Source organism: Bacillus sp. RIT 809 (assembly GCF_016892495.1).
In the GTDB taxonomy this organism is placed as follows: domain Bacteria; phylum Bacillota; class Bacilli; order Bacillales; family Bacillaceae_G; genus Bacillus_A; species Bacillus_A cereus_U.
In genome coordinates this window covers 60,867-85,985 of record NZ_JAFEMR010000015.1, presented here as the reverse complement: position 1 = coordinate 85,985, position 25,119 = coordinate 60,867, and the positions used below count along the sequence as shown (strand labels likewise).

Sequence of the window (25,119 nt, the reverse complement as noted above, 5' to 3'; positions counted from 1 at the left end):
GTCAGTTCTCTCCTTTTTGAGATAAACAACCATCGTTTTTGTCACATGATGCTACTTCATTTTGTACCTCATGAAAGACAACATCGAACATTGTAAGTAACTGTTCAATTTGTGTACTGCGTAAGGAATAGTAGACATATTTTCCTTCTTGTCTACCTAGGATGATGCCGCAGCCCTTTAAACAGTTTAGGTGTTGTGAGATATTTGACTGATTTCCTTTAGTGATTTCTACAATTTCGGATACCGTTTTTTCACCATCTAACATACATTGAAGAATCTGAAGTCTTGTTTTATCAGCAAAGCCTCGAATAAATTTGGCTTTAATATCTAAGTCATTTGAGTTGCACAATCGTATTCACTCCAATCGTATTAGTCATTACTAATGTGTTTATTCTTCATTCATATTAGCATTGGCTAATATGTGTGTCAAAGTGTTTTCGAAAAGTCTGATAAAAATTACTGCGCTTTACTTTTTACTGTGAGAAGGAATGTAAATAATGAACAAAAAATAATATAGTTAGTGGAAGCGGAGGGTATGGTATAGTGTTTGGTGCACGCATTAAGAAATCTAAGGAAACAGGGGAGAGAAGTTCTTTGTTTAATTTTCAGGGTATTTCAAATGTTAACGTTGACTGGGATTTATTTCTCATGCTAACATATAGATAATTTAATCAAGGCGGTGGAAATGTATTGGACTCAGATGTTGACTCGGATAGGTGGCTAAATGACCTCGATTTTCTCAAAGTACCTCTCATCATTTTGAGAATGTAGATTGTATTCAATCTCATGTTAAAGTGTATGAAATTGTAGGTATGGAAAGAGAAAATATATCAGGAGGTGAATCCTTTAGTTTCAAGGAAGCTAAGGGAATTAGTTGGACATATTTAATTTAATCATGGTAGCGGTTTTAATCGCATGTACTGCATTTTTCGTGGCAATTGAGTTTGCTATTGTAAAAGTAAGAGGTTCAAAGATTGATCAATTTGTATTAGAAGGAAAGAAGGGTGCGCTGGCAGCTAAGAAAGTGACATCAAACTTGGATGAATATTTGTCAGCTTGTCAATTAGGGATTACAGTTACAGCAATGGGACTTGGAGCACTAGGTGAACCAACGATTGAGAGACTTTTACATCCTTTATTTGATAAGTGGAACATCAATCCTTCCATTGCAGGTGTATTATCTTTAGGAATTGCTTTTACTATAATGACGTACTTACATGTTGTAGTTGGTGAATTAGCACCAAAAACATTGGCGATTCAAAAGGCTGAGAAGGTTACTTTATTACTTTCGGCTCCGCTTATCTGGTTCTACAAAATCATGTATCCGTTTATTCGCTTGTTAAATGGCTCTGCAAGGATGATAACCGGAATGTTCGGCTTAAAACCTGCATCAGAGCATGATGTAGCACATACAGAAGAAGAATTACGATTGATTCTTTCTGAAAGTTATGAACGTGGAGAAATTAATCAAGCTGAATACAAATATGTAAATAATATTTTTGAATTTGATAATCGTATTGCGAAAGAAATCATGGTCCCTCGTACAGAAATTATAGGGCTACATGTAGATAATTCTTTAGCAGACCATATGAAAATAATCCGTGATGAAAAGTACACACGCTACCCAGTATTTGGGGAAGATAAAGATGAAATCATTGGCATGGTGAATGTGAAAGATTTCTTTATTCGTTATATAAATAAGGAAACAAAAGAATTCAGTTCTATTCAATCGTATACGCGTCCAGTAATTGAAGTAATTGAGACCATACCAATACATAATCTTTTACTACAAATGCAAAAGAAACGTATTCCGTTGGCTGTCTTATATGATGAATACGGCGGTACGGCTGGTATTGTAACCATTGAGGATATTCTGGAAGAGATTGTAGGAGAAATACGTGATGAATACGATGAAGATGAGCGTCCACCCATCCAGCAAATGAATGAAGGTCATGTTGTCGTAGAAGGTAAAGTATTAATTAGCGAATTAAATGATTTACTAGGATTACATATGAATGATAGTGATGTTGACACGATTGGTGGTTGGATTCTGATGCAGAATTATGATATCCAGGAAGGACAAACAGTGAATAGCGAAGGATATGCATTTAAAATTCTTTCTAAAGACCCTCACCAAATCAAACGTGTTGAAATACAAAAAGAAATGTTGGAAGCAGCAACTGTATAGTTGCTGCTTTTTATTCAGCTGATAACATGGTAGCCCTCCTTATTAAATTCATTAATCAACTTTTTACCTGTTAACACATTACCGAAATAGGGCATGATTGTTTCCTTTGTATTCACGGTTCAACACCCCTTCGATATTGTAAAATGTATCTCATTTATACAAATTGTAATATAATTTAAAGGCAAGTTCGTAGCGTAAAATAGATTAAAGGTAACAAATATAGAGAAAGGATTACCTGTCAAAATTATCATTAGTATTTGTATTTCACTAGATAATAAAAAATGTAGAATGATTTCATTTCTGACATTGTTATTTACTAGTAATCAAAATAAAGAATAAAGAAATTTCTCGGCTGGAAATTGTTACACAGTCATAAAATGGAGGCAATAGTTATGCAGCAAATTAAAAAAATAGGAAACTCATTTTGGTATATGACACCTGTTTCAGAGACAGATAGACCTATTTTAGGAATGGTAGTTGGAAAAGAAAAGACTTTGATGATAGATGCAGGTAATTCAGAAGCACATGCACAATTGTTTTTAGAAATGCTAAAAGAGCAAAATATCTCAAATCCTGATTTTGTAGCATTAACGCATTGGCACTGGGATCATATTTTTGGATTGCCTGTATTACAAAATGCATTGTCTATCGCACATTTTGAAACAAAAAAAGAGATGCAGACACTAGTTTCTTATGAGTGGTCGGATGAGGCATTGGACGCACGAGTGAAAGAAGGTACAGAAATTGAATTTTGTGCGGACTGTATAAAAAAAGAGTTCAGTGAAAAACCAAGAAATATTCAAATTCTTCCGCCGCCCTTAACCTTTCAGAAACAACTTGAATTAGACCTTGGTGATGTGACATGTGTGTTAGAGCATGTGGGCGGAGACCATTCTCATGACTCTGTTGTTATTTATATTAAAGAAGAAAAGATTTTGTTTTTAGGAGACTGTATATATGCAGATATCTTTTCTGCAAAGCGGAACTATACAACGAAACGAACGTTTAAATTGATACAAGAATTAGAGAAATTTGATGCTGAGACATATATTCTTTCCCATGGGGCAGCTATAAATCGTGATGAGTTTTTACAAGAAATTCATTTGCTAAAAACAGTAGGAACTTATACGGAAACTCATAAAGGCGATGAAGAGAAGATAAAAGCAGCATATAAACAAGAACTAGATAGAGAATTAAATGAAGATGAGCTAGAAACAATAACGTACTTTGTAAATGGTTATGAAATGGTTAATCTGTAAAACCTAACTCTAATTAAATTGATGCTTATTCTGATCAAATGCAATTTAACTGCACAAAAAGAGTATTGAAAATTAATTCAATACTCTTTTTAATAATTAAATATTTAGTCCCAACCAATTTCTAAATTTTTTTGCTGGCTCATCACCTGGGTTTATACGGCTTTCAACACTGGTTGTGATTAGCAGCCTTTTTAGCTAATTCAGTAATATATTCAAAGAATGCATCACGTTTCACATCATAAACGACATTTACTGGTCTTCCGTTAGCAGTTTCCACTGTACGTCCTTGGCTGGGTCCGTATGTATGAACGATACTAGTAATCGTTTTTGTTTTTGCAAGATCAGCTCTCCCAACAAAAGCAGCAGTTAATACATCCCACAAATAGTAGGTAGAGTTAGTTGAAAAGTGAACGAGAGGGGGGACCATTGCATAACATTGACCAAGGAAATCGACACCAATATATTTACGGTCTTTTGCCCAGCGTTCACGTACGTCTAAAGTTAGCGGAACTTGGTTTGTACTTTCTAGTGTTACTAAATCAATTTTTATATTAGTGCCCCATATATGAGCGACTGCTTCGGGATCCCAAAACGAATTCCACTCGGCTGTTCCATCATGCCCAGGTTCATGTACGTTGCCCGCAGTACGAAATGTACCGCCGATCCAAACGAGGCTTTCAATTTTTTCTTTGATTACAGGCGCTTCATATAGTGCACGGGCAAGATCGGTAAGAGGACCTGTAAATAATAAAGTTGTTTTCTCCTCAGTTTGTAGAAGAGTTTCTATTAAATGGTGATGCGCAGGTTTGGCCGCTACGGGTGTTACAACTTTCCCAGACTCATTTAAAATTGGTAAAGCATCTACATAAAATGCATGCATCCGCCAGTCTTTTGGAAATGGATTTTTCCCACGAGAGTTTGACGCTGCTACTTCAATATTACCTTTTCCGAAGCGATCGATAATTTTACGACTTGCAGATAGCGCTGGTTCTAAATAGCAATCTGCTGGGATAATAGAAATACCTGTGAGGTCAATATTGTCCATCTGAAGTAATAGGAACAATGAAATTAAATCATCTACACCACCATCATGATTGAAGTACACTTTTTTCATCATTGTAATCTCCATCCTATAATATTTAGTCAGGAATTAAATATGAATTTGGGAAAAATCATCAATAATTTCTACCACTTCAATTCTCCCATTAATTAGTAGCTCAGGAAGTTCATTTCTAACGTTTCCTTTCCAATACTCTCTAGCCTGTTCAATTTTTTGAGCGAAAGGAATACCATCTTCTTTCGGTAAAAGATTTCCGTCACCTTCAAATGACCTTCCGATTACTCGTAGTTTAACAAGTTGCAAAACTTCTCGGTTGTAAGAATCAAATAACGCTTTCCATTTCAAAGCATCTTCATAGCTTTTGGAAGCATATAAGCAAGACAACCTTGAAGGGTATTCAGGATATTCTTGCAGCCTAACCATTTCGACAATCGTTTCTCTAACCGCTCTAATTGTTTGATCTATATAATTTATAACTACTTTAGCATTTTCATTATTTATATGTAATTCCTCATTAGTATAATGACTTTTTAAAATTTGAATGGAGTCTTCACCATTAGAATTTAATTGTTCTCTTTCAAAAAAGAAGTGATATAGGGTATTATTTTGATTTTTATCAAAGTGGATTGTTTGTCCAAGTTTCATTTTATTTTTTGTAACGATGTGATACGAGTAAAATTCAGATTCATTCATGTTATTAAACCTCCTATGGATAAGTATCATTAATTTTAATGGATGTTAAATTTATTAATTCAACATTTAAATATATAAAACCTTTTAGTGTATGTTGTTAAAAAGCTGTACCTTTTTTGTATAAGGGTACAGCTTTCGTTGTACTATTTGTTTGGACTTTATATGGAAAAATGTAGCGTTTATTCGCCCGTTGAAAAATTAATATCAATTTAAAGGGGAGAGCTAAGTATGTAAAGAAAAAATATAAGTGAATGTGATCTCGATTTGTGGTGGGATAAAATTCATTTTGGAGTAGGACTTAGTCGGAAGGAAAACTCATACATTTAGTAGCTAGTTAAAAATGAAAGTCTAATAGTAAGGGTATTATACATAAGGGAGAGACGAAAAGTGACTAATTATATGTTAAAAGATCGTGAACTTTATTTAGATGTCTCCGGTATTAAGCATTGGTGTAAAGTTGCAGGGGCAGCTCATAATACAGTTCCTCTCATTATTGTACATGGAGGTCCAGGCGGTAATCATTATGTATTTGAGAGAACTCTGGGAATGAAATTAGAAGAATATTTAACTGTAGTTTATTATGAACAAAGAGGATGTGGGCGTAGCGAGGCACCTCAAGATGACAATGACTATTCTATAAATACTTTAGCAGAAGATTTGGAGGAATTAAGAAAGCGATTAAATATAAACAAGGTAAATTTGTTAGGATATTCTTTTGGTGGACAACTTTGTTTAGAGTATGCTTTAAAATACCCAGAAGCAGTTGAGAAAATGGTATTACAGGCACCATTATTAGACGATTATGATGAAGTGTATAATGTGCAGATAGAAGGGTTCCTAAAAGTAACGGAAGGGAAAATGAAAGAACAAATATCTATAATTAGTAAGTCGGAAATCTCCTTGAAAGAAAAAAATAATCAAGTTTGGAACATTGTTGATACTGAAGTTGTTGATCGGCTATTGTTTAAAAATCAAGAATTTGCAAAGTTAAATCGTAGTCTTTGGGAAGAAAGTCATTTAAGTAATACAGGGAAGATGAGTAAAGTTATTTTTGAAACGAAATCAATTGTACCGCTTATTGAGCGCATTAATGATTTGGAACAAGATACATGTGTCATTGTTGGAGCGCATGACTATAATACTGGTGTGGAAATGAGCAAAAGGATAACGAGTCATATGAAAAATAGTAAACTTGTTATATTTGAAAATAGTGCACATTTTCCAGATATCGAAGAAACAGATAATGTATGTGAAACGATTATAGAGTTTTTAGAAATATAGTATAAAAACACGGATAGGATTAATTGTTTGAATATTGAATTATACAATGTGTGAATTGTTTATTTATAATTTGGGAGGATGCAATATGATTGAATATAGAAAAGCAAGAGTGGAATGGTTGGTTTGTTGCAAGTGATAATGGAGAAATACTCGGTGCTGGTGGTTTCACTGGTAAAGCAACAGCAGAGTTATTTGTAATATATTTAAATCCAAATAGAAAAAGAGAAGGTATCGGTACAGAATTACTTTCTATAATTACAAATGATCAAATTGAACGTGGTGCAAAAGAACAATGGGTTTCAGTTGCAAAAGATAATGCTATGGGGATTCCATTTTATGAAGCAGTTGGATTTAAATACCAAGATGAAAGACCAGCTTATGGACTACCTGTAGGTGAAGGTTTCACATCTATTCGATACAAACGTGAGTTAGCAATTAGCTTAGTTGAAAGATAAGTAAAAAAGACCTCGTCCGAATTATATTTAGGTTATAGTTGTTGAAGTCAATAAAAGTAAAGGCAAGGACCTATTTGATATGTATAATATGTTTTTGCTTTTATATTATAGTTAGTTTTGAAAAAAGTTTGATAAAAAGGTCTATTTTGTAGGGTAATTACCTATTCATAAAATAACACTAATTTTTTGTACACTGTTGCTATAAATTCTCGCGAGAGTTGGAAAATAGCCGGGTTTCCAACCTGATGTGGTGATGAGGTGCGAAGCTATTATGAGTGCAGTGACATAACTAGGAGGTTTCCACTATGACAACTTTATTTAAAGCTATGGAGTTCCAGCTGAAAACTGAACGACTTGATTTGAGTATGTGGGAGGAATCTGATTCAGCCTGGATGAGAGAATTAATTGGCGAACGTGGTGTGGATATGCCAACCCTTGACGCCGTTCGTAGCATGCTTATCGAGATGCGTAAGAAAGCAAGTGAAAATGGTATTTCCCTTCTCACTATTCGAAGGCGAGACGAAGGTGATTTCATCGGATACTGTGGCTTGATTATCGGTCGTTCCACACTGGAAGAGCCGGAGATCGCATACGAGTTGTTCCGCAGTGCTCATCGTAAAGGCTATGCGACTGAGGCAGCATCCGTTGTGCTGGACGCTGCGATTGCTACCGGGCGCCGCAGACTTTGGTCGACTGTAGGCGCTTGGAATGTTGCGTCTTTCCGGGTGTTAGAGAAGATAGGATTTGAGAGGCATCACAGTACGTGGGACGAGCGTGGTGAGATTGTTTGGAACGTACGCGACCTTTAGAAATCCCGGACCTAACTCGAAACTATTGAAAAGGAGAACAGCCCATTAGTTTTGGGGGAAATCCAGATAAAGATAAAATGACTGATTTATAACCCAAATAGTGACAAATTATAACTGAAGCATGTCCTCCTTCCGAATTCAGTAAAGGGTAAGCCTTTCTATTAACAATGGGTATTTCTTGAGCTCTCATTAAAATACTCTCCCGTCCTTTGTTTATCTTTAGGCTACCTCTAATCAAATTAGGATTGTTTATTTAATGTCCTCGAAAGTGGAGTGCTGCCTTCGCACCGAGGCTTTGTCCTCTTCCCAAAACCAAACGAACGTTTCAAGGTATATATCTATATTATACTGATTAAACTGAATGTTTATTTTTTTGCTTATTTCATTCATTATGTAAATAAAAAAGGATAATTAGCCCTCATAATGGACTAACTATCCTATTATTATATGAATTTAATAAAATCGAGGTCTTTTTTGTATACGATATAATATATAAGCTATAGATTAATCATTTTTCAAACCGTATATGAACGAACTTCAACATCTTTATTAAATTTACAATCCGCATCATGATTCGTGTACTTCCATCCCAATCTTTATTTGTAGGTATATGTTTAAAGAAAGGGGAACAGCTTAATATTTTTATGTTAGAAGACCATCTTTCTATTGATTTTGGATTGTTTACATAAAAATACATCATAGCACCGTTATTACCAGATTTTTTTACAGTAGCATTCGAAAGCGTCAGTACGAACTTTGATTCAGCATCAAAATATAATTCTCCTCCAGGAAAACGTTTTGCCATAGCGACAATTATCTCCTTCAGTTCCTCTTCTTTAAAGTAATAAAACACACCTGCTGATATAAAAAGAATACCGTCTTTTGGATCATATTTTATATCGTTGAACCAAGAAGTGTCAAAAAATGATTTGGCAATGTTTATATTTCGTGGTGTATCTTCAATTAATGTTTTGCGGAAAGCGATCGCATCAGGCAAATCAAGGTTATACCACTGTATAGTACCGTTATCAATTCTTGAAAAAGTAGTGTCTAGTCCAGAACCGATATTTACTATAGTAGCATTCGGATTCTTTGTAATAAATTGTTTTATAGTATCATCAATTTTTCGTGCACGGGTAATGTAAGTGATACATCCGTATTCGCCAAATGTATCTGCTATTTTAGAGAAATCAAAGTCGCATTCTTTAATAATCCGAATAGCTTCCGTATCATCTAAAATATCCTTGTTTTTCTCACTACCATACGCTCGTCCCCATAGTGGAATAAGCATAGTACCTTGAACTGATTGTAAATCTATTTCTTTAACCATGAAACGTCCTCCGTTTAATAATAAAAAATATTATATATATATGATTAGTCGTTATTTAGCATTTTTGATAGCATTTTATTTGTTTTATACAGTCCGTAAGTTAAATCATGTTGATCTTCTTCATTGAGTTTTTCAAGATTACTAGTGAAATTATTATAAATTTGTTTCCATCTTTCATAATGTGCTTTTTCAGCTTTATCTGTTAAGGAAATTAAAACAGCTCGTTTATCTACTGTATCTTGTTTTTTTATAATGTATCCGTTTTTCTCTAAATTACGAACGGTTACACTTAATTGTTGTTTAGGTATGTTTAAATAACTAGCAATCATTTTTAAATTTACAGCGACCTTTTTCTGGGCAATATACTCAACTATGTGTTGCTCTAAATGTGTAAATTCAGTGGATTTCTCTGATAATAATTTGAAAGTACCTGACATATTTAATAATAAATTCATGTATTCGTTTAATAATTCGTTTTGGGGCATTATTTTCGCTTCCTTTATGTATTTAGTAATTATTTTATTACTATTTTAATGATTAATCAAATTGTTTAATTGATTATAGTAAACAAATATTTACTATGTTATTATTTTTGGAACTATACAAACAGAGGTAGAAGAGTATAAGAGGTGTTTTTGGGGTAGGAGAATATGATAGAAAATAAAATATTACTAAATACATATAACTAATGCATGTAATGTCTTTTTCAGTTATTATGCTATAAATAATTTTATGGTAAAATCTTTAACATAATTAAATAAAGGGGTAGTATTCTATGGGTTATTTCTCAAATAGTTTATTAGTTTTGTTTGTTCTTATCGTCTGTAGCTGTATGATTTTTGGTTGATAATATAATGATAGATTTATATAAAAGAAGTTAACTTAGGTGAGGTTAACTTCTTTTTATTTTATGTTGAGAAGGAATTATATTTTTCTTATTGAAGTTTGTTTAAGTTAATTTCATATTAAGGGTAATTTTATGAAATACAAACAAACGAGAGAATAAGGAGTATTCACATGAATAATAGTATAAATTACACAATTGAACATCCAACGGATTTCAATGGATTATTAGCCTTATATGAATCTTTAGGATGGAATTCTCTTAAATTAACGGTTAATGAATTGGAACAAATGTGTAAACAAAGTTGGCATGTAATTTATGTTTTTGATGATAAGAAGTTAGTAGGGATGGGGCGTGTTATATCAGATGGAGTAATAACAGGCATTATTTGTGGAGTAGGTGTATTGCCAAAGTATCAGTCTAGTGGCATTGGGAAAGAAATAGTGAAACGATTAATACAGCATTGTGAACACAATAAGGTTATTCCACAACTTATGTGTGTAGAAAATTTGCAATCTTACTATGAATCTATTGGGTTTGAGGCATTCTCAATTGGGATGAAAAAACATATTATAAGATAGCGTGGCTTTATATTTTCGGTGTACTTGTACATATGTTCAAACTTTATCATAAAGGAGCATAAAGTTATGGAGATTGCTAAAGGAGTAGAGATGTTACATCTTGAATTCCAAGGGTATATTATTCACCCAATTCTTTTATGGGATGATGAAATGGCAGTTTTAATAGATACTGGATTTCCTGGACAAATTGAAGATATACAAGTAGAAATGGATAAGGTTGGAGTATCGTTTGGTAAACTAAAAGTCGTGATTTTGACGCATCAGGATATAGATCATATAGGTAGTCTTCCTGAACTATTACAAAACTGTGGAAGTAATATAACAGTCTATGCTCACGAGCTAGACAAGCCATATATCGAGGGGGAGTTACCCTTATTGAAGGATGCACAAGTACAGAATCCTCCGAAAGGAAAAGTGGATGATACTTTGATTGACGGTCAAGAACTTTCCTATTGCGGTGGTATTCTTATTATTCATACCCCAGGGCACACTCCTGGTCATATTAGTTTATATTTGAGACAAAGTAAAACTCTTATCGCTGGGGATTCAATGTATAGCGTAAACGGAATTTTAGGGGGAATTCATGCCCCGACTACTTTGGATGTAAAGGAAGCACACCAGTCTTTGAAAAAGTATTTAGATTTAGATATAGAATCCGTAGTTTGTTACCATGGTGGATTAAGTAAGGGGAATATAAATGCACAAATTCAAAAGCTGTAGATAAGAATCTTTTGTTAATCGGTGCTAAAGTATAATCTAATTGCTAGTATATAAATAAAACCCTTAAATTAATAAAGAGCATGTTTGAAGGAATTTCAAACGTGCTCTTTATTAAATATAATCAATTTAATTTTGATGACTTAACCCATTCCAATAAAACGAAACGATTTGTTTTGCTAATTCATCTATATTTGCAAGAGTAGGATTGTGATTCTCATCTTTAAAATTCCCGATTGATAATAAAGCTACGAAAGCATGGGCAGCAAATTTAGGATCTCCTTTAGGTATTTCTCCAAGGGCCGTCGCATTATCGAGTGCTTTTTCCAATACGTCATACATGTTATCCTCGGCATTTTTTAATTCCTTCAATTGCTCTTCAGATAAGGATAGTTTTGCATCTTTCATAAAGTTCTTCATATCAATATCCATCGTTGCGTGTAAGTATACTGTAGCAAAGTCCAATAATCTTTCTTCCAAAGTCTTATTTGTAGAGAGGATTTGATCCATATTTTCTCTTATTCGTACCATCATTTGAATCATAGTAGCGGTAAATAAATCCGCTTTTGTTGAATAGTAATAGTAGACGGTTGCTTTTGTAACACCACATTCTTTCGCGACCTCATCCATCGAAACAACTTGATAATTTTGAGTGAGAAATAACCTAGTTGCAACTTCTAAAATGATTGCTTTTGTAGATTTTGTATTTTTATTTTGACGAGGCCTTCCGAGAGGACGTTGTTTTTGATCCAAATACATTCGCTCCTGACATTTATGATTGAGATAATTATAACATAATTTTTTAATCATTCTTGATTAATTAACCGACCAGTATATATAATTAATATTGGTGGGGAAAAGGAAGGTGGGTTTTTATGAAAAAGCACCCGTTACATATGTTAGGGAAGCTTGTAGCAGGGAAGAATACGCAATGGATAACTTTATCGGTTTGGATTCTTATTACATTGGTACTTTCATTTACGTTGCCACAAGTAAACAGTATGAAAGAACCGAATCCGAAAAATTTACCTGAAACAGCTATGTCACAGCAAGCTGAAGCACTTATGAAAAAAGAATTTCCTAATAATGCAGGAAATCCGTTGTTAGTAGTATGGCATCGAGATGGTGGATTACAGTCAAAGGATTATAAACTCATACAAGACGTTTATAAAGAATTAAAGGCCAGTCCTTTAAAAGAACAATCAACATTACCACCATTTGATACAATTCCAGAGCAAGTATTGTCAAAAAGTACATCAAAAGATGGTACATCATTTGTCACACCAATATTTTTTAATAAATCTGCTGGAACGGATATATTAAAAGGTAATTTAGAAGAGTTACGAAAAATAGTGAATAGTAAAGTGGATGAAGATCCGTTCAAACAAAAAATTACCGACTCTGGTTTACATGTTCGATTATCTGGACCGGTAGGTATTCAAACGGATGCGGTAAGTTTATTTAGTCAAGCTGATGTGAAATTATTAGTCGCTACTGTATTACTTGTATTGGTTTTATTAATTTTATTGTATCGCTCTCCAATTTTAGCAATTTTACCTTTACTTGTTGTTGGCTTTGCATATGGAATTATCAGTCCGACACTGGGCTTTTTAGCAGACAATGGATGGATTAAAGTAGATGCACAGGCTATATCAATTATGACTGTCTTACTGTTTGGAGCAGGAACGGATTACTGTTTATTTTTAATTTCAAGGTATAGGGAGTATCTGTTAGAAGAAGAAAGTAAATATAAGGCACTGCAACTTGCGATAAAAGCTTCAGGTGGTGCAATTATAATGAGTGCACTAACTGTAGTATTAGGATTAGGAACATTATTGCTTGCACATTATGGAGCCTTTCATCGATTTGCAGTACCATTTAGTGTTGCTGTTTTCATAATGGGAATCGCTGCACTAACAATTCTTCCGGCATTATTATTAATTTTTGGTAGAGTTGCATTCTTCCCATTCATACCGAGAACAACTGCAATGAATGAAGAGTTTGCGAAAAAGAAAGTTTTAAAAGTAAAAACTACAAAGGGGGCCTTTAGTAAAAAGATTGGTGATATTGTTGTACGTAAACCGTGGACAATTATTATGCTAACTGTATTTTTATTAGGAGGATTGGCTTCATTTGTACCACGTATTCAATACACGTACGATTTATTAGAATCATTCCCGAAAGATATGCCATCACGTGAAGGATTTACATTAATCACGGATCATTTTTCAGCTGGAGAATTAGCACCAGTAAAGATTGTAGTTGATTCAAAAGGAAAAGATTTACCTATTAAACAAGAAATAGAGAAATTATCCTTTGTTAATAAAGTGAAAGAACCAATGAAGGGAAAAGAAAATAATCAATTGCAAATGTATGAAGTTTCTTTAGTGGAAAACCCATACTCAATTGAAGCATTAGATCAAATCCCTGAATTGAAAAATAGTGTAAAAAAAGTATTAAAAGACACAGGGATTAGTAATGCAGAAAATCAATTGTGGATTGGCGGGGAAACAGCTTCCTTATATGATACAAAACAAATAACAGAACGTGATGAAGCGGTTATTATTCCTGTGATGATTAGTATTATCGCTTTATTATTGCTTGTTTACTTACGTTCTATCGTCGCGATGATCTATTTAATTGTAACTGTCGTTTTATCATTTTTCTCAGCGCTAGGAGCAGGATGGATAGTACTTCACTTTGGTATGGGAGCTCCCGCAATACAAGGCGCGATACCGTTATATGCATTCGTATTTTTAGTTGCCTTAGGAGAAGATTATAATATCTTTATGGTCTCAGAAATATGGAAAAATAGAAAGAAACAAAATCATGTAGATGCAGTAAAAAATGGTGTTATACAAACAGGAAGTGTAATTACATCAGCTGGTTTAATTTTAGCAGGAACTTTTGCAGTATTAGGTACGTTGCCAATCCAAGTTCTTGTTCAATTTGGTATTGTGACTGCAATCGGTGTATTACTAGATACGTTTATTGTGAGACCATTATTAGTACCAGCAATTACAGTTGTATTAGGACGTTTCGCTTTTTGGCCAGGAAAACTTTGGAAAGAAGAAAAGCAATTACAAAAAGAAGATACTTTATAAAAGAAGGTTGCCGATAAAGTCAGTAAAACTGATTTTTAGGCCACCTTCTTTTTTGTTGGTCTGATATAGAATGATCATTTTGAATATGTAACGAAAAAAATAGATGAAATGTATGATGAAGTTTTAAGTGCATTAAAATTTTTCTTATCAGACATAATAATTCATAAGAAATTCCAATTGAGTGAGGAATTTCTAAAATTATGTATTGTTATAGGATGATTAAAATGTGGGACACGATTGTTTCGTATGTACCTGAGTGGAAAGTGTTTATACAAGCCTTTATCGTACTGTTCATTCCATATATAATTTCAAGATTTTTTAGTTGGATTCGCGCATTAGAAAAAGAATAATCTAACGAACTACATCCAAGTGAAAACAAATATTGATATGTAAAGAAGAATGGTATAAGAAGATTTTTTGGAGAAAGAGTGATGAAGGTGAAAGCTCAAGATTCAATGGTTAATCAAAGTGAAAATCAAAGTAATACATATGAAGATGAGCCTACTAAAGTTCCTGAAGCCTATTTTACAGGTGATTTCAACTTAGATTTAGAGGTAATAAAAAAAGAGGCTCTTGATAATTCGGACGTTTATTGTCGAGAGTTTAATATCGGCGGGACTAGCATCCGCGCAGTTCTTGTTTTTGTAGAAGGGCTGTCAGATAAAGATCTTATTGATATGCACATTATGAAATCATTAATGTGTAATTTTCCTGATGAGTATAAAGATGAATCATCTAATATGAAAGATAGTGTTTCAAAAGAGTTTATTAAAAACCGAGTTCTTCCTATTAGTGGAGTGGAAGAAGTACAATCTGTGCAAAAAATGATGTCAAAGGTGTTAATGGGTTCAACGGCATTATTAATTGATGGATTATCAGATGTATTCATACTTAATACAAAAAAAGGAAAAACACGTAATATTGAAGAGCCAATATCAGAGGGATCGGTTAGGGGTCCACGGGTAGGTTTCACAGAAGTTTTATCGGACAATACTGCTTTGTTACGGTTACACGGTGAAAATGAAGGATTATCATTAGTGAAATTTCATGTAGGAGAACGGGCTAAGAAAGACTTGGTTGTTGCCTTTATGAAAGAGATTGCTGATCCAGAATTAGTAGAAGAAGTTAAGAAGAGAATTGAGAAAATTAATATTGATAATGTGCCAGAATCAGGTTATATAGAACAACTTATTGAAGATAATTATCTTAGTCCTTTCCCGCAAGTACAGAGTACGGAACGTCCTGATAAAGTTATCGCTGCATTAATGGAAGGAAGGGTTGCAATTTTATTAGATGGAACACCTTTTGTATTAATTGTTCCGGTTACATTTAGTATGATGATGCAATCACCCGAAGATTATTATGAACGCTGGATACCAGGTACGCTGATTCGGTTATTGCGCTTTGGAACGGCTATTATTTCTCTATTTGCTCCCGCTCTGTACATTTCATTTATTTCATTCCATCCTGGATTGATTCCAACTAAGTTAGCCATTTCAATTATAGGAGGGCGAGAAGGCGTCCCGTTTCCTGCAATTATAGAAGGATTATTTATGGAAATTGCAATTGAAATTTTACGAGAAGCAGGGCTACGACTACCTAAGCCTATTGGTTCAGCGATGGGAATTGTAGGAGGATTAATCATTGGGCAATCAGCTGTATCAGCTGGAATTGTGAGTCCAATAATGGTAATTGTTGTGGCGGCCACAGCTATTTCTTCTTTTGCACTTTCTCATTATAGTACAGCAATTCCATTACGTATTCTTCGCTTTGTAGCTATGTTTTTCGCTGCTATATTCGGATTATATGGAGTTATTCTATTTTTCTTATTTATATGCAGTCATATTTCAAGGCTTAAAAGTTTTGGTGTACCTTATGCTAGCCCGGCTGTCTTATATCAATTTACCGATTGGAAGGATTTTATTGTTCGTATGCCAATTCAGATGATGAAGCGACGTCCAAAAATGTTGAATTTAAAAGACTATGTACGGAAAGGAAGTGAAGAGGAATGATTATGAACTCAAAGGACAAAATTCCCACTTCACAAGCAGCTGTGATTCTTATCAATTATATACTTGCTGTCGGAATCCTCACTTTACCTAGAACAGCAGCTGAGAAAGTGCAAACTCCTGATGTTTGGATAACGGTTATTTTAGGAGGATTAATTGCGATAGTTGCAGGCATAATTATCGTGAAGTTAAGTCAACAATTTCCTGAAAAAACATTTTATCAATATAGCCAAGAACTTGTAGGGAAATGGCTTGGAGTGTTAATTAGTTTGTTGATTATCGGTTACTTTTTAACACTTTCTTCCTTTGAACTTAGAACGTTGGAAGGTATAACAAGTTTCTTTCTATTAGAAGGTACGCCTGACTGGGCTATTCTTATACCATTCATGTGGATAAGTCTGTATTTAAATCTAGGCGGAATAAATGCGATAGCACGTTTATTTGAAATTATTTTTCCAATTACAGTTTTTATTTTTTTAGTGACATCTTTTATGAGTATAGGAATATTTGAACTCGATAATCTTCGTCCTGTATTAGGATTAGGGATTGTTCCGGCATTAAAAGGCCTAAAAACAACAACTATGGCATATTCGGGTGTTGAAATTATGTTGTTACTTTTAGCATTTATGAAGAAACCGTCTCAAGCAGTAAAAGTTGTTATAATTGGCACTACGATTCCTTTATTTTTTTATGTTATTACAGTAGTAATGGTTATAGGAGCGTTTTCTATCGATGGTGTATTGCTGAGAACATGGCCTACAATTGACCTTATGAGAAGTTTTGAAATTCAAGGTTTAATTTTTGAACGGTTCGAATCTTTACTATTAGTGATATGGATTATGCAAATCTTTGCAACATATACAATTTGTTATTATGCAGCTGCTTTAGGGTTAGCGCAGCTCTTTAATAAAAATATTCATTCCTTTTTGTATGGATTACTTCCGGTAATATATATCGTTGCTGAAGTTCCAAAAAACATAAATGAGTTATTTGAATTTGGAAATATGATTAGTAACGCAGCAATAATTTTATTTGGTATTCTTCCGTTTCTTCTTCTTATGATTTCGAAGGGGAGGAAAAAAAAGGCATGAACCAAAATGTTAAAGGTAGAAAAATTATTATAAGCATAGCGTCAATAGTTTTTCTCTTAATACTTACAGGATGCTGGAGTAGTCATGAAATTGAGGAGTTAGGTTTCGCCGTAGGTTTAGCAATAGATAAGGAAAAAGAAACAAAGATTGAAAAAGAAATTGAAGAAAAGGGCGGTGGATATAAAAAGAAGAATTTAATAACAACCACCTACCAATTTGTTAAAGCACAATCATCATCAGACGGAGGAAAAGGTGGAGTATCACAACAAAAAGCTTATATGAATGTTGCAGAAACAGGAGATTCTCTTCATCAATCAATACGTGAAGTTGCATTAAGAAGGCAAAGGCCTATCATTTTTCATCATACGAAAGTAATAGTTGTTAGTGAAAGTATCGCCCGAACATATAATTTAACGCAGTTATTGGACATCTACGTTCGTGATAATGAGATGAGACCTAGTTGCTTTATTATGGTCAGTAAAGGGATAGCTAGTGATGCGTTAAAATCAAAAGAACCTGGGGAAATTCCAGCATTTCGCTTGATTGAAATCGAGGATAATCAATATAGATCCTCACGAATCTTATCGCCGATGCCACTTGCAAAACTACCAGGAAAGGTGAAATCTGGGGCGAGTTTTCTTTTACCGAATGTGATTTCCATAAACGGAGAAGTAAAATATGTAGGTGCTGCTGTAATTAAGGGGAGCACAAAAAAACTCCGTGGCTTTTTGAACGAGAATGAATTAGAAGGCTTAATGTGGATAACCGCAAAAGGGAAAAGTGGCTTAGTGAAAAGTTATGATAAAAAGACAAAAAAATTAGTTATGTATGAAGTGAAATCTATAAAAAGTAAAATTACGCCCCATGTTAAAGGGGATAAAATCTCTTTCGATGTCAATGTGCAGTCTGTGGGAAGGTTATCCGAAAACTGGTCTGAGTCAGAGGAGGCTTTTAAAAATACATTTCTCAAAAGGGCGGAACAATCTGCGGAGCAAGAAGTGAGGCGATTAGTGAAACAGACATTACAAAAAATTCAAAAGGAATATAAAACTGATGTTGCTGGCTTTAATACTAGTTTGAAAATCCAGTATCCAAAAGTATGGAAGAAAGTTGAAAAGGATTGGGATAAAGTGTTTAGTAAGACACCAATCAAATATAATGTAAAGCTAACCATTGAAGACTATGGCACGGAAGGTGCATAACGAAGAAACAACAAAAAATATACAAAAGCTCTGAAGCGTGAATTTTTTTATAAAAATGCTCCAGAGCTTTTTATTGTACTTAGTAAATGAATAAGAAGATACATATTCCGTTTTAATATTCTTTATTTTATAATTATTTATAAGTGCTAGTAAATATAATCACTAAAAATAGGAGTGATGAAATGACAATATTACCTATACGAAAAGATGAGGCCATAATTATTAATATGGCAAAACTATATTGTAAAGTGTTTGATAAAAGAAATTTTGATGAAATGGTAGAACGAATTACAAGACATATGGGATATACAGATTTTAAAGGAGTAGTAGCAATAAATGATGAAAATGAAGTTATTGGTTTTACTTATGGTTATCGTTCTTTGGAAGGACAGTACTATAATCAATTAATGAGAAAATCATTAAATTCGGAACAAGTAGACCAATGGTTAGAAAATTGTTTTGAATTTGTAGAGTTAGCAGTTCACCCGAAATATCGAAATGAGGGTCTTGGAACGAAATTACATAATGAATTATTAGAAGGGATTCCAAATAGAACGAGTGTTTTAACCACGCAAATAAACAATGAAAAAGCGCGTTCTTTATATGGAAAATTAGATTGGATAAATGTATTGGAATCATTTCATCCAAGTAAAGATGATGTTCCATATGTAATAATGGGAAAAGTATTAAAAACAAAAGTGAATTAATAACTTTGTTGTACATATAAGTTATTGGTTTATAACATTTAAGGGGAAAACAAAATGACGATAATATCTATTGAAAAAGCTACAATCTTAGATGCTGAAAAGTTAACAGAAATAATGAAAAGGACATTCGATGAAGAAGCAAAACAATGGTTGCCTGATCAAGAGAAAATTGTAGATTATAACATTCAACCACCAGGATATTCTTCAGTTGAGATGACTATATATTCGATTGAAGAATTGGATTATTGTAAAGTTATACTGGATGAAGAAATTGTCGGTGGAATTATAGTTACGATTTCTGGTAAGTCTTACGGTAGAATAGATCGTATATTTGTAGATCCTATTCATCAAGGGAAAGGAATTGGGTCACAAGTTATCGATTTAATAGAAGAAGAGTTTCCAAGCGTAAGGATTTGGGATCTTGAGACGTCTAGTAGACAAATTAATAATCACCATTTTTATAAAAAAATGGGCTTTGAAACAATTTATGAAACAGAAGATGAGTATTGCTATGTGAAAAGAATAAAGGCAGCTTCAAGCGAAGAGAACTTAGTTAAAAATAAAGATATGAAAAGTGGGCAATACGAAAACTGTAATTTGGCAAATACAGAGTATTATCAAGTGAATTTAAAAGATAGTTCATTTGTTAATAGCAATGTAATGAATATTAATATGAGTAATTGTAATTTAAGTCAATCAAAGTTTAAAAATATAAATTTAAGGAACTCCTCATATGCGGATTTAAATCTCTCGGGCAGTAAATTTAATTTGGTGACATTAGGTGGAGTTCAATTCAAGAATACAAATCTTGGAGCGGAAAAGGAACCTATTTTATTTGAAAGATGTGATTTGGAAGAATGTACAATAAGTAATAGTAATCTTAAAAACGTTGAGATAGAAAATTGTAATATAACTGGTATGAAAATAAACGGTATTCCAGTAGAAGAACTGCTTGAGTTGTATAATCGGGTGAAAAATTAAACAAAAAATCACTTAGCATCTTCTAAGTAATTTTTTTATTTTGAACGAATATAAGAGATGATGTTCAAAAAATAAATTTTATATCGAAATAATTATATAAAAATAACACAAAGAAATAAGGGTAGGCAGGATTTTAATATTGGATATTAGAATATGATATTTGAATGGAGGGGAGAAAGATGGAGATTAATGTAAGAGCAGTAGGAATACAAGATGCTAGAGCAATTCATCGTATATGCATTCAAGATGATGTTTTACCATATATGGTTTTCCTACCTAGTATGCGTGTAGATGCAATGGAGAATAGAATTCGAAATTTAGCACAGAATCAATTTGAATTTGTAGCAGAATATGATGGAGAAGTTGTTGGATTTGTCGGTTTAACCCAAAGTCCAGGACGAAGATCTCACTCGGGTGATTTATTCATCGGAGTAGATAGTGAATATCACAATAAGGGAATTGGAAAAGCACTTCTTACAAAAATGCTTGATTTAGCTGATAATTGGCTAATGTTAGAGCGAGTGGAGCTTGGTGTATTAGAAACGAATCCTAGAGCCAAAGTATTATATGAAAAATTTGGATTTATCGAAGAGGGTGTAAAGGTTGGGAATTTGAAGGCTCATGGGAAATTTGTTAACGAAATCATGATGAGTCGTTTTAGACCAAATGGTTTGATTGTACATAATAAATAGAGGTGTAAATTGAACGGAAATATCGATTTGTTTTGAAAAAAGTATGGCAAAAGGACGCCATGCTTTTTTAGTTTGTTAAAAATAAAGAGCAATTTTTATTTAACGGATGTTTTAACGGGTGAAGCATTAGGAATCATCTTGAGCTGGAAAGCATATGACTTAATAGAATCTATTTCTATGTGCAAGGGGAATGCATATGTGGAAATTTCAAAAACCTTGAAAAAACCATCGCATAAGTATATTTAAATTTTATTTATTTTCATACATAGCATAATTGCGCATTCAAGGAACAAGGAGTGATTGTAATGTCGACAGACCAACCTATTCCTGGACATTTTATTATGGACCCACAGCGGGCTATGCTGTTGCCACCGGAATTGAAAGCAGCTCCACCTGAATCATTAACAGAACAATTATTTATTGAACGATCTATAACTGAAAATAGATTTTGGTTACGTATTATGAAAGAGCATGCTTTGTTTCTTGGTGAGGGATTTAACCGTAACGATAAAAATTTAATTCAGCAGGTAGAACAATTTTATAATCAGTTTGATAGGCAGCTGCAAAAAGCATTTACTATTCCGCAAACTGTTCAAGCAGTTAGGCAATTAAATGAAGAGAGCATTCAGTTAGTGTATGCTTTTCGTAATTATAAAAGAAATTTACTAATTTTAATCATCAACTGTAAAGTGAAAGGGTTTAATTTCCCACTTTTAGTGGATCATGTTGCACGAGAAGCAGAATATTTTATGCGGACACTTCAAAAGTTTAACGAAGGGAAAATGGATCCTATTCAAGATGCGATTATTAGTGAGAATGTTTTCTGGCTGCGTATTATGATGGAACACTCACGTTTTATTGGATCATTATTGGATCAATCAGAAAGAAATCTTGTTCATACAGCGTTGAAATTCGGTGATGATTTCGAAATTCTGCTTAACCAAGCTAGAGATGTTGAATCAATGTTATATCAAAAAGAACCGACATATCCAATTATAGGGAAAATGAATAAAGATAGTGAAAACGCCACTGTTGAGCTAAGGAATTTCAAAAAAGCAGGATTAGAGTTAATTCAAACATGCCAAATTCGAAGTGTTATTAATCCATTGCTTGCTGATCATGTTACAAGAGAGGCAGAGCATTTCCTCTTCATGATTCATGTATTGGAGCAAAGGCTAAAGCAAAAGCAAGTGGAACAATCTCCGCAATAATAAATAAACAAGAAAAGCATGACAAACTAATGTCATGCTTTTCTTGTTTATCCCGCTATTTGTGGGTAGTAAAACTCCCACCTCAAAATTCGGTTGGAGCAAAGAAGTTAGGTGGGAGATAAACTGCCCGTAAACGCCAGCTTGGTGAAGGCTAATAATCAGCGGGGGATGAACAAAACCCCCACTGATTAAAGTTTCACTTTATAAATTGTGATTTGATTGTTTCGGTTGTAATAAAAATGATGCTAATCCAATGAAAATAAGTAGAATTCCTAGTCCTTGCTGTAAAGAAATTGTTTCATCTAAAATGAAATAGGCTAGCATACAAGTTCCAATTGTTTCTCCCAAAATACTCATCGAGATAACCGTAGCACTCATCCATTTTAATAACCAATTGAAAATTGTTTGTCCTAAAATCGTTGCAATGAATGCAAGACCTATAAAGGACCACCATGTTTGTGCAGTGTAATTGAAGAAAGATGACTGCTGTGTGTAAGCAAATATACCGAGAAAGAGTGAACTACTACCATAACTAATTACCGAGTACGGTATTAGGGATAGGTCTTTACGAACATGTTGACTAATGAAAAAGTAAGCTGTTATGACGCCAGCAGCAATAAAAGCTAAAATATCGCCGTATAAAGCCTCGCCACTAATTTGAAAATCTTGCCACCCAATCACGATACTTCCTGAAATTGCAATAAGGCAGCCTATAATCGCACCTTTCGTAAACCGTTCCTTAAATAAAAAATAACCACCGACCATTGAAAATAAAGGTTGCAACGTTACGATAACTGTAGAACTTGCTACAGAAGTATACTGTAATGATTCAAACCATAGGACATAATGAGCTGCTAGAAATAATCCAGATAAGAGTCCAAATCCCCATTGCTTTTTTGATAATGAGCGAAGTTCGCTTCGATTGTTTGTATTAAATATTAGAAACGGTAAAAGAATTACCGTAGCAAACAATAATCGATAAAAAGCAGTGATTGCTGCAGGGGCATCTGCTATTTTTACGAAGATTGCTGAAGTTGATAAGGCGAACACGCCGAAAAATAAGATGAAATATGAAAGAATAGGTGATTTCAAAGTTTGTCCCTCCGTTTTGTTGTTTATTATAATAAACTGTATATAATATAATGTACAAAAGTTAGTATATAAGCCTAAGCTGAAATAAGGAAGGATTAATTGCCACTGTTTAGTATGTCAGCACAAAAGGGATGAAAGATGTATTATGATGGACGAAAGGAAGTTTTAAAAATGATTCATTATCGACTAGGTCAAACTGTTTTAAGTTATCGTAAGAAAAATAATATGACAATTCGTGAATTTGCTGATTATGCAGGAATCAGTACTTCACTTATTAGTCAAATTGAAAGAGGACATGCCAATCCTTCTTTAAATGTATTGGAATTAATAGCGAAAGCATTAAATGTACCGCTATTTACTCTTTTTATTAATGATATTGATACAGACTCGCTTATTTCTAAGAAGAAAGATCGGAAAAAAGTATATCGAGAAAATAATGATCATATTGTTTATGATGTATTAACACCAGATTTTATGAAAGCTCGTATTGAAATGTTAATGATGGATTTAAATGGATATGCAAATACAACAGAAAGTCACTATTCCCACGAAGATAAGGAAGAAATTGCAGTTGTAATGAAAGGGGAAGTGTATGTGGAATTGGAAGGGAATGAATATTTTTTAGAAGAAGGAGATGTTGTCCGTATTCCACCGAACGTGAAGCATAGATTTTTGAATAAGAGTGATGAGATGAATCATATCTTATTTGTGTTAACACCTTCCTTAAGCTAAGGTAGAAATGTTTCGAGAGTTTTCACCTGGCTTTTTGGCAACTTTGTAGATGCTAAAAAGCCATTTTTATTAGGATTTAGAGGGGATAATAGAGATGGAAAATATAAATGTATTAAAAGATGGGCTTTCAATTATATCTCAGTGTAAAAAAGAAACAAATGATATTTGGCATGCACATTTTGGAGCAGCTGCAATTGCTAGTTATTTTTTTACTAAAAACAATAACATTGATGAAAAAACTGCCTGTAACATTTATTCTCAAGCGAAAATGATGGTCCATAAGCAAAGGTTAGGCGAAACAATTGATAATAAACAAGGTGTCAATTATCAAAGTGCTGAAGAAACGATAATCAAATCTTTGGAACAAACGATTGATGAACTCCATTGGGTTGGTCATAATGTAATTTACGCTTCTTTAAGTTTACTAGCCATTAAGGAGTTAAGTCATTGGGGGAGTGAGCAAGATATTAATAATATAGCAAACCTTATATTATCGTTTCAAAAAACAATTCCCGGTAGGTCTTGGATTGGTTTTACAACTAAAGAAGTAAAGCAATTAAGTATAAGTAATGATGAGATTCAAAGTGAAATTAAAAACCCAAAGCAATTATCAAAATTTATTTTAAATGAGTTATCAAAATTTCATGTTATATATAAGGCGGAATCACATCACGATTTAATTGGCCATATGCTTACCTTTTCACATGCGATTAATGTATTATATGACTTAGGGCATATAGAATTATTTCAACGAGGAATAAAACCACTATTAAAGCTAGTTTATGTACTTAGAAAAAGTCGCAATTTAATGCCGAATGCCCAAATAATATTGAATTCTTCTATAGATCGTTTACCTCTCACAAAAGCAAAACAAGTTGATACACTTCCGCTAGATAATGCATTCTGGCTTAAAGACTACAGTGAATTTAATTGGGATTTTGGGCACATATTTAAATTTTCATATAGTTATTTTGATCACTTAACAAGGGTTCCAGAATGTAAAGATAAAACATGTGAGAAATTCTGTTGTATATTAATGAGTAAAAGTCTCTAACTAATAGTAATTGGCACGTATTCATAA

The 25,119-nt window shown here is 33.4% G+C and carries 24 protein-coding genes and 1 pseudogene; 18 read left to right on the top strand and 7 right to left on the bottom strand.

The annotated features are described in order from the left end of the window. Position 1: 1 nt before the first annotated feature. A complete protein-coding gene (locus JTF23_RS17210; protein WP_002109853.1) occupies positions 2-349 on the bottom strand; it encodes an ArsR/SmtB family transcription factor in 348 nt (115 codons plus the stop codon). A 525-nt stretch (positions 350-874) separates the two neighbouring features. Here JTF23_RS17210 and JTF23_RS17205 point away from each other — a divergent pair. Both JTF23_RS17205 and JTF23_RS17200 read left to right on the top strand, forming a co-directional pair. Then, entirely contained in the window at positions 875-2,188 is a 1,314-nt protein-coding gene (locus JTF23_RS17205) for a hemolysin family protein (RefSeq protein WP_002200535.1), read from the top strand. A gap of 377 nt (positions 2,189-2,565) precedes the next feature. Then, on the top strand, positions 2,566-3,447 hold the full coding sequence (locus JTF23_RS17200; RefSeq protein ID WP_204209256.1) for an MBL fold metallo-hydrolase: 882 nt from the start codon (positions 2,566-2,568) through the stop codon (positions 3,445-3,447). A 163-nt stretch (positions 3,448-3,610) separates the two neighbouring features. Here JTF23_RS17200 and JTF23_RS17195 read toward each other — a convergent pair whose 3' ends face one another. Both JTF23_RS17195 and JTF23_RS17190 read right to left on the bottom strand, forming a co-directional pair. Then, on the bottom strand, positions 3,611-4,576 hold the full coding sequence (locus JTF23_RS17195; protein ID WP_204209255.1) for a nucleoside hydrolase: 966 nt from the start codon (positions 4,574-4,576) through the stop codon (positions 3,611-3,613). 21 nt (positions 4,577-4,597) lie between these two features. After that, positions 4,598-5,200, bottom strand: a complete 603-nt coding sequence (locus tag JTF23_RS17190) for a DUF2441 domain-containing protein (protein WP_002200532.1) — start codon at positions 5,198-5,200, stop codon at positions 4,598-4,600. 399 nt (positions 5,201-5,599) lie between these two features. On the opposite strand from JTF23_RS17190, the gene JTF23_RS17185 reads away from it, so the two are divergent. The 3 genes and pseudogenes from JTF23_RS17185 to JTF23_RS17175 all read left to right on the top strand — a co-directional run bounded on the left by JTF23_RS17185 (position 5,600) and on the right by JTF23_RS17175 (position 7,745). Continuing rightward, positions 5,600-6,481, top strand: a complete 882-nt coding sequence (locus JTF23_RS17185; protein WP_213020092.1) for an alpha/beta fold hydrolase — start codon at positions 5,600-5,602, stop codon at positions 6,479-6,481. Between the two features lie 89 nt (positions 6,482-6,570). Further along, positions 6,571-6,936: pseudogene (locus JTF23_RS17180) on the top strand (GNAT family N-acetyltransferase); the annotation flags it as partial. 305 nt (positions 6,937-7,241) lie between these two features. Continuing rightward, positions 7,242-7,745, top strand: a complete 504-nt coding sequence (locus tag JTF23_RS17175; RefSeq protein ID WP_002200529.1) for a GNAT family N-acetyltransferase — start codon at positions 7,242-7,244, stop codon at positions 7,743-7,745. Between the two features lie 508 nt (positions 7,746-8,253). Here the strand turns inward: JTF23_RS17175 and JTF23_RS17170 are convergent. Then, positions 8,254-9,075 (bottom strand): class I SAM-dependent methyltransferase, encoded by an 822-nt coding sequence (locus JTF23_RS17170; RefSeq protein ID WP_204209253.1) that lies wholly within the window; start codon positions 9,073-9,075, stop codon positions 8,254-8,256. 44 nt (positions 9,076-9,119) lie between these two features. Beyond that, entirely contained in the window at positions 9,120-9,560 is a 441-nt protein-coding gene (locus tag JTF23_RS17165; protein ID WP_204209252.1) for a MarR family winged helix-turn-helix transcriptional regulator, read from the bottom strand. 532 nt (positions 9,561-10,092) lie between these two features. Here JTF23_RS17165 and JTF23_RS17160 point away from each other — a divergent pair. Together JTF23_RS17160 and JTF23_RS17155 are read left to right on the top strand one after the other, a co-directional pair. Beyond that, a complete protein-coding gene (locus tag JTF23_RS17160) occupies positions 10,093-10,500 on the top strand; it encodes a GNAT family N-acetyltransferase (RefSeq protein WP_199661262.1) in 408 nt (135 codons plus the stop codon). A 66-nt stretch (positions 10,501-10,566) separates the two neighbouring features. After that, the gene (locus JTF23_RS17155; protein WP_204209251.1) at positions 10,567-11,220 is read left to right on the top strand and encodes an MBL fold metallo-hydrolase; all 654 of its coding nucleotides are present in this window, start codon (positions 10,567-10,569) and stop codon (positions 11,218-11,220) included. Between the two features lie 126 nt (positions 11,221-11,346). Here JTF23_RS17155 and JTF23_RS17150 read toward each other — a convergent pair whose 3' ends face one another. Then, a complete protein-coding gene (locus JTF23_RS17150) occupies positions 11,347-11,970 on the bottom strand; it encodes a TetR/AcrR family transcriptional regulator (protein ID WP_002109870.1) in 624 nt (207 codons plus the stop codon). 122 nt (positions 11,971-12,092) lie between these two features. Between JTF23_RS17150 and JTF23_RS17145 the strand changes: the two genes are divergently transcribed. The 9 genes from JTF23_RS17145 (at position 12,093) to JTF23_RS17110 (ending at position 22,214) form a co-directional block, all read left to right on the top strand. After that, positions 12,093-14,321: an MMPL family transporter gene (locus JTF23_RS17145; RefSeq protein ID WP_204209250.1), complete on the top strand. Its 2,229-nt coding sequence runs from the start codon at positions 12,093-12,095 to the stop codon at positions 14,319-14,321. Between the two features lie 224 nt (positions 14,322-14,545). Beyond that, positions 14,546-14,671, top strand: coding sequence for a hypothetical protein (locus JTF23_RS28140; protein WP_000263529.1), 126 nt, complete (start codon positions 14,546-14,548; stop codon positions 14,669-14,671). Between the two features lie 81 nt (positions 14,672-14,752). Further along, entirely contained in the window at positions 14,753-16,333 is a 1,581-nt protein-coding gene (locus JTF23_RS17140; protein ID WP_204209249.1) for a spore germination protein, read from the top strand. Beyond that, the gene (locus JTF23_RS17135; RefSeq protein ID WP_199661257.1) at positions 16,330-17,421 is read left to right on the top strand and encodes a spore germination protein; all 1,092 of its coding nucleotides are present in this window, start codon (positions 16,330-16,332) and stop codon (positions 17,419-17,421) included. The genes JTF23_RS17140 and JTF23_RS17135 overlap by 4 nt, the downstream gene beginning before the upstream one ends. After that, positions 17,418-18,623 (top strand): Ger(x)C family spore germination protein, encoded by a 1,206-nt coding sequence (locus JTF23_RS17130; protein ID WP_204209248.1) that lies wholly within the window; start codon positions 17,418-17,420, stop codon positions 18,621-18,623. Before JTF23_RS17135 ends, JTF23_RS17130 begins: the two co-directional genes overlap by 4 nt. A 182-nt stretch (positions 18,624-18,805) precedes the next feature. After that, positions 18,806-19,330 (top strand): GNAT family N-acetyltransferase, encoded by a 525-nt coding sequence (locus JTF23_RS17125; RefSeq protein ID WP_204209247.1) that lies wholly within the window; start codon positions 18,806-18,808, stop codon positions 19,328-19,330. Positions 19,331-19,384: 54 nt separating this feature from the next. Beyond that, positions 19,385-20,311 carry a GNAT family N-acetyltransferase gene (locus JTF23_RS17120; protein WP_204209246.1) on the top strand — a complete coding sequence of 309 codons (927 nt, stop codon included), beginning with the start codon at positions 19,385-19,387 and terminating at the stop codon, positions 20,309-20,311. A 179-nt stretch (positions 20,312-20,490) separates the two neighbouring features. Next, positions 20,491-21,003 (top strand): GNAT family N-acetyltransferase, encoded by a 513-nt coding sequence (locus tag JTF23_RS17115; RefSeq protein WP_204209245.1) that lies wholly within the window; start codon positions 20,491-20,493, stop codon positions 21,001-21,003. A 305-nt stretch (positions 21,004-21,308) separates the two neighbouring features. Continuing rightward, complete coding sequence (locus tag JTF23_RS17110) at positions 21,309-22,214, top strand: DUF2935 domain-containing protein (protein ID WP_002109881.1); 906 nt, start codon at positions 21,309-21,311, stop codon at positions 22,212-22,214. A 201-nt stretch (positions 22,215-22,415) separates the two neighbouring features. Here JTF23_RS17110 and JTF23_RS17105 read toward each other — a convergent pair whose 3' ends face one another. Continuing rightward, on the bottom strand, positions 22,416-23,306 hold the full coding sequence (locus JTF23_RS17105) for a DMT family transporter (protein WP_070128356.1): 891 nt from the start codon (positions 23,304-23,306) through the stop codon (positions 22,416-22,418). A 138-nt stretch (positions 23,307-23,444) separates the two neighbouring features. Between JTF23_RS17105 and JTF23_RS17100 the strand changes: the two genes are divergently transcribed. Together JTF23_RS17100 and JTF23_RS17095 are read left to right on the top strand one after the other, a co-directional pair. Further along, the gene (locus JTF23_RS17100) at positions 23,445-24,038 is read left to right on the top strand and encodes an XRE family transcriptional regulator (RefSeq protein ID WP_080013718.1); all 594 of its coding nucleotides are present in this window, start codon (positions 23,445-23,447) and stop codon (positions 24,036-24,038) included. Positions 24,039-24,132: 94 nt separating this feature from the next. Next, positions 24,133-25,092 carry a hypothetical protein gene (locus JTF23_RS17095; RefSeq protein ID WP_204209244.1) on the top strand — a complete coding sequence of 320 codons (960 nt, stop codon included), beginning with the start codon at positions 24,133-24,135 and terminating at the stop codon, positions 25,090-25,092. Positions 25,093-25,119 lie beyond the last annotated feature (27 nt).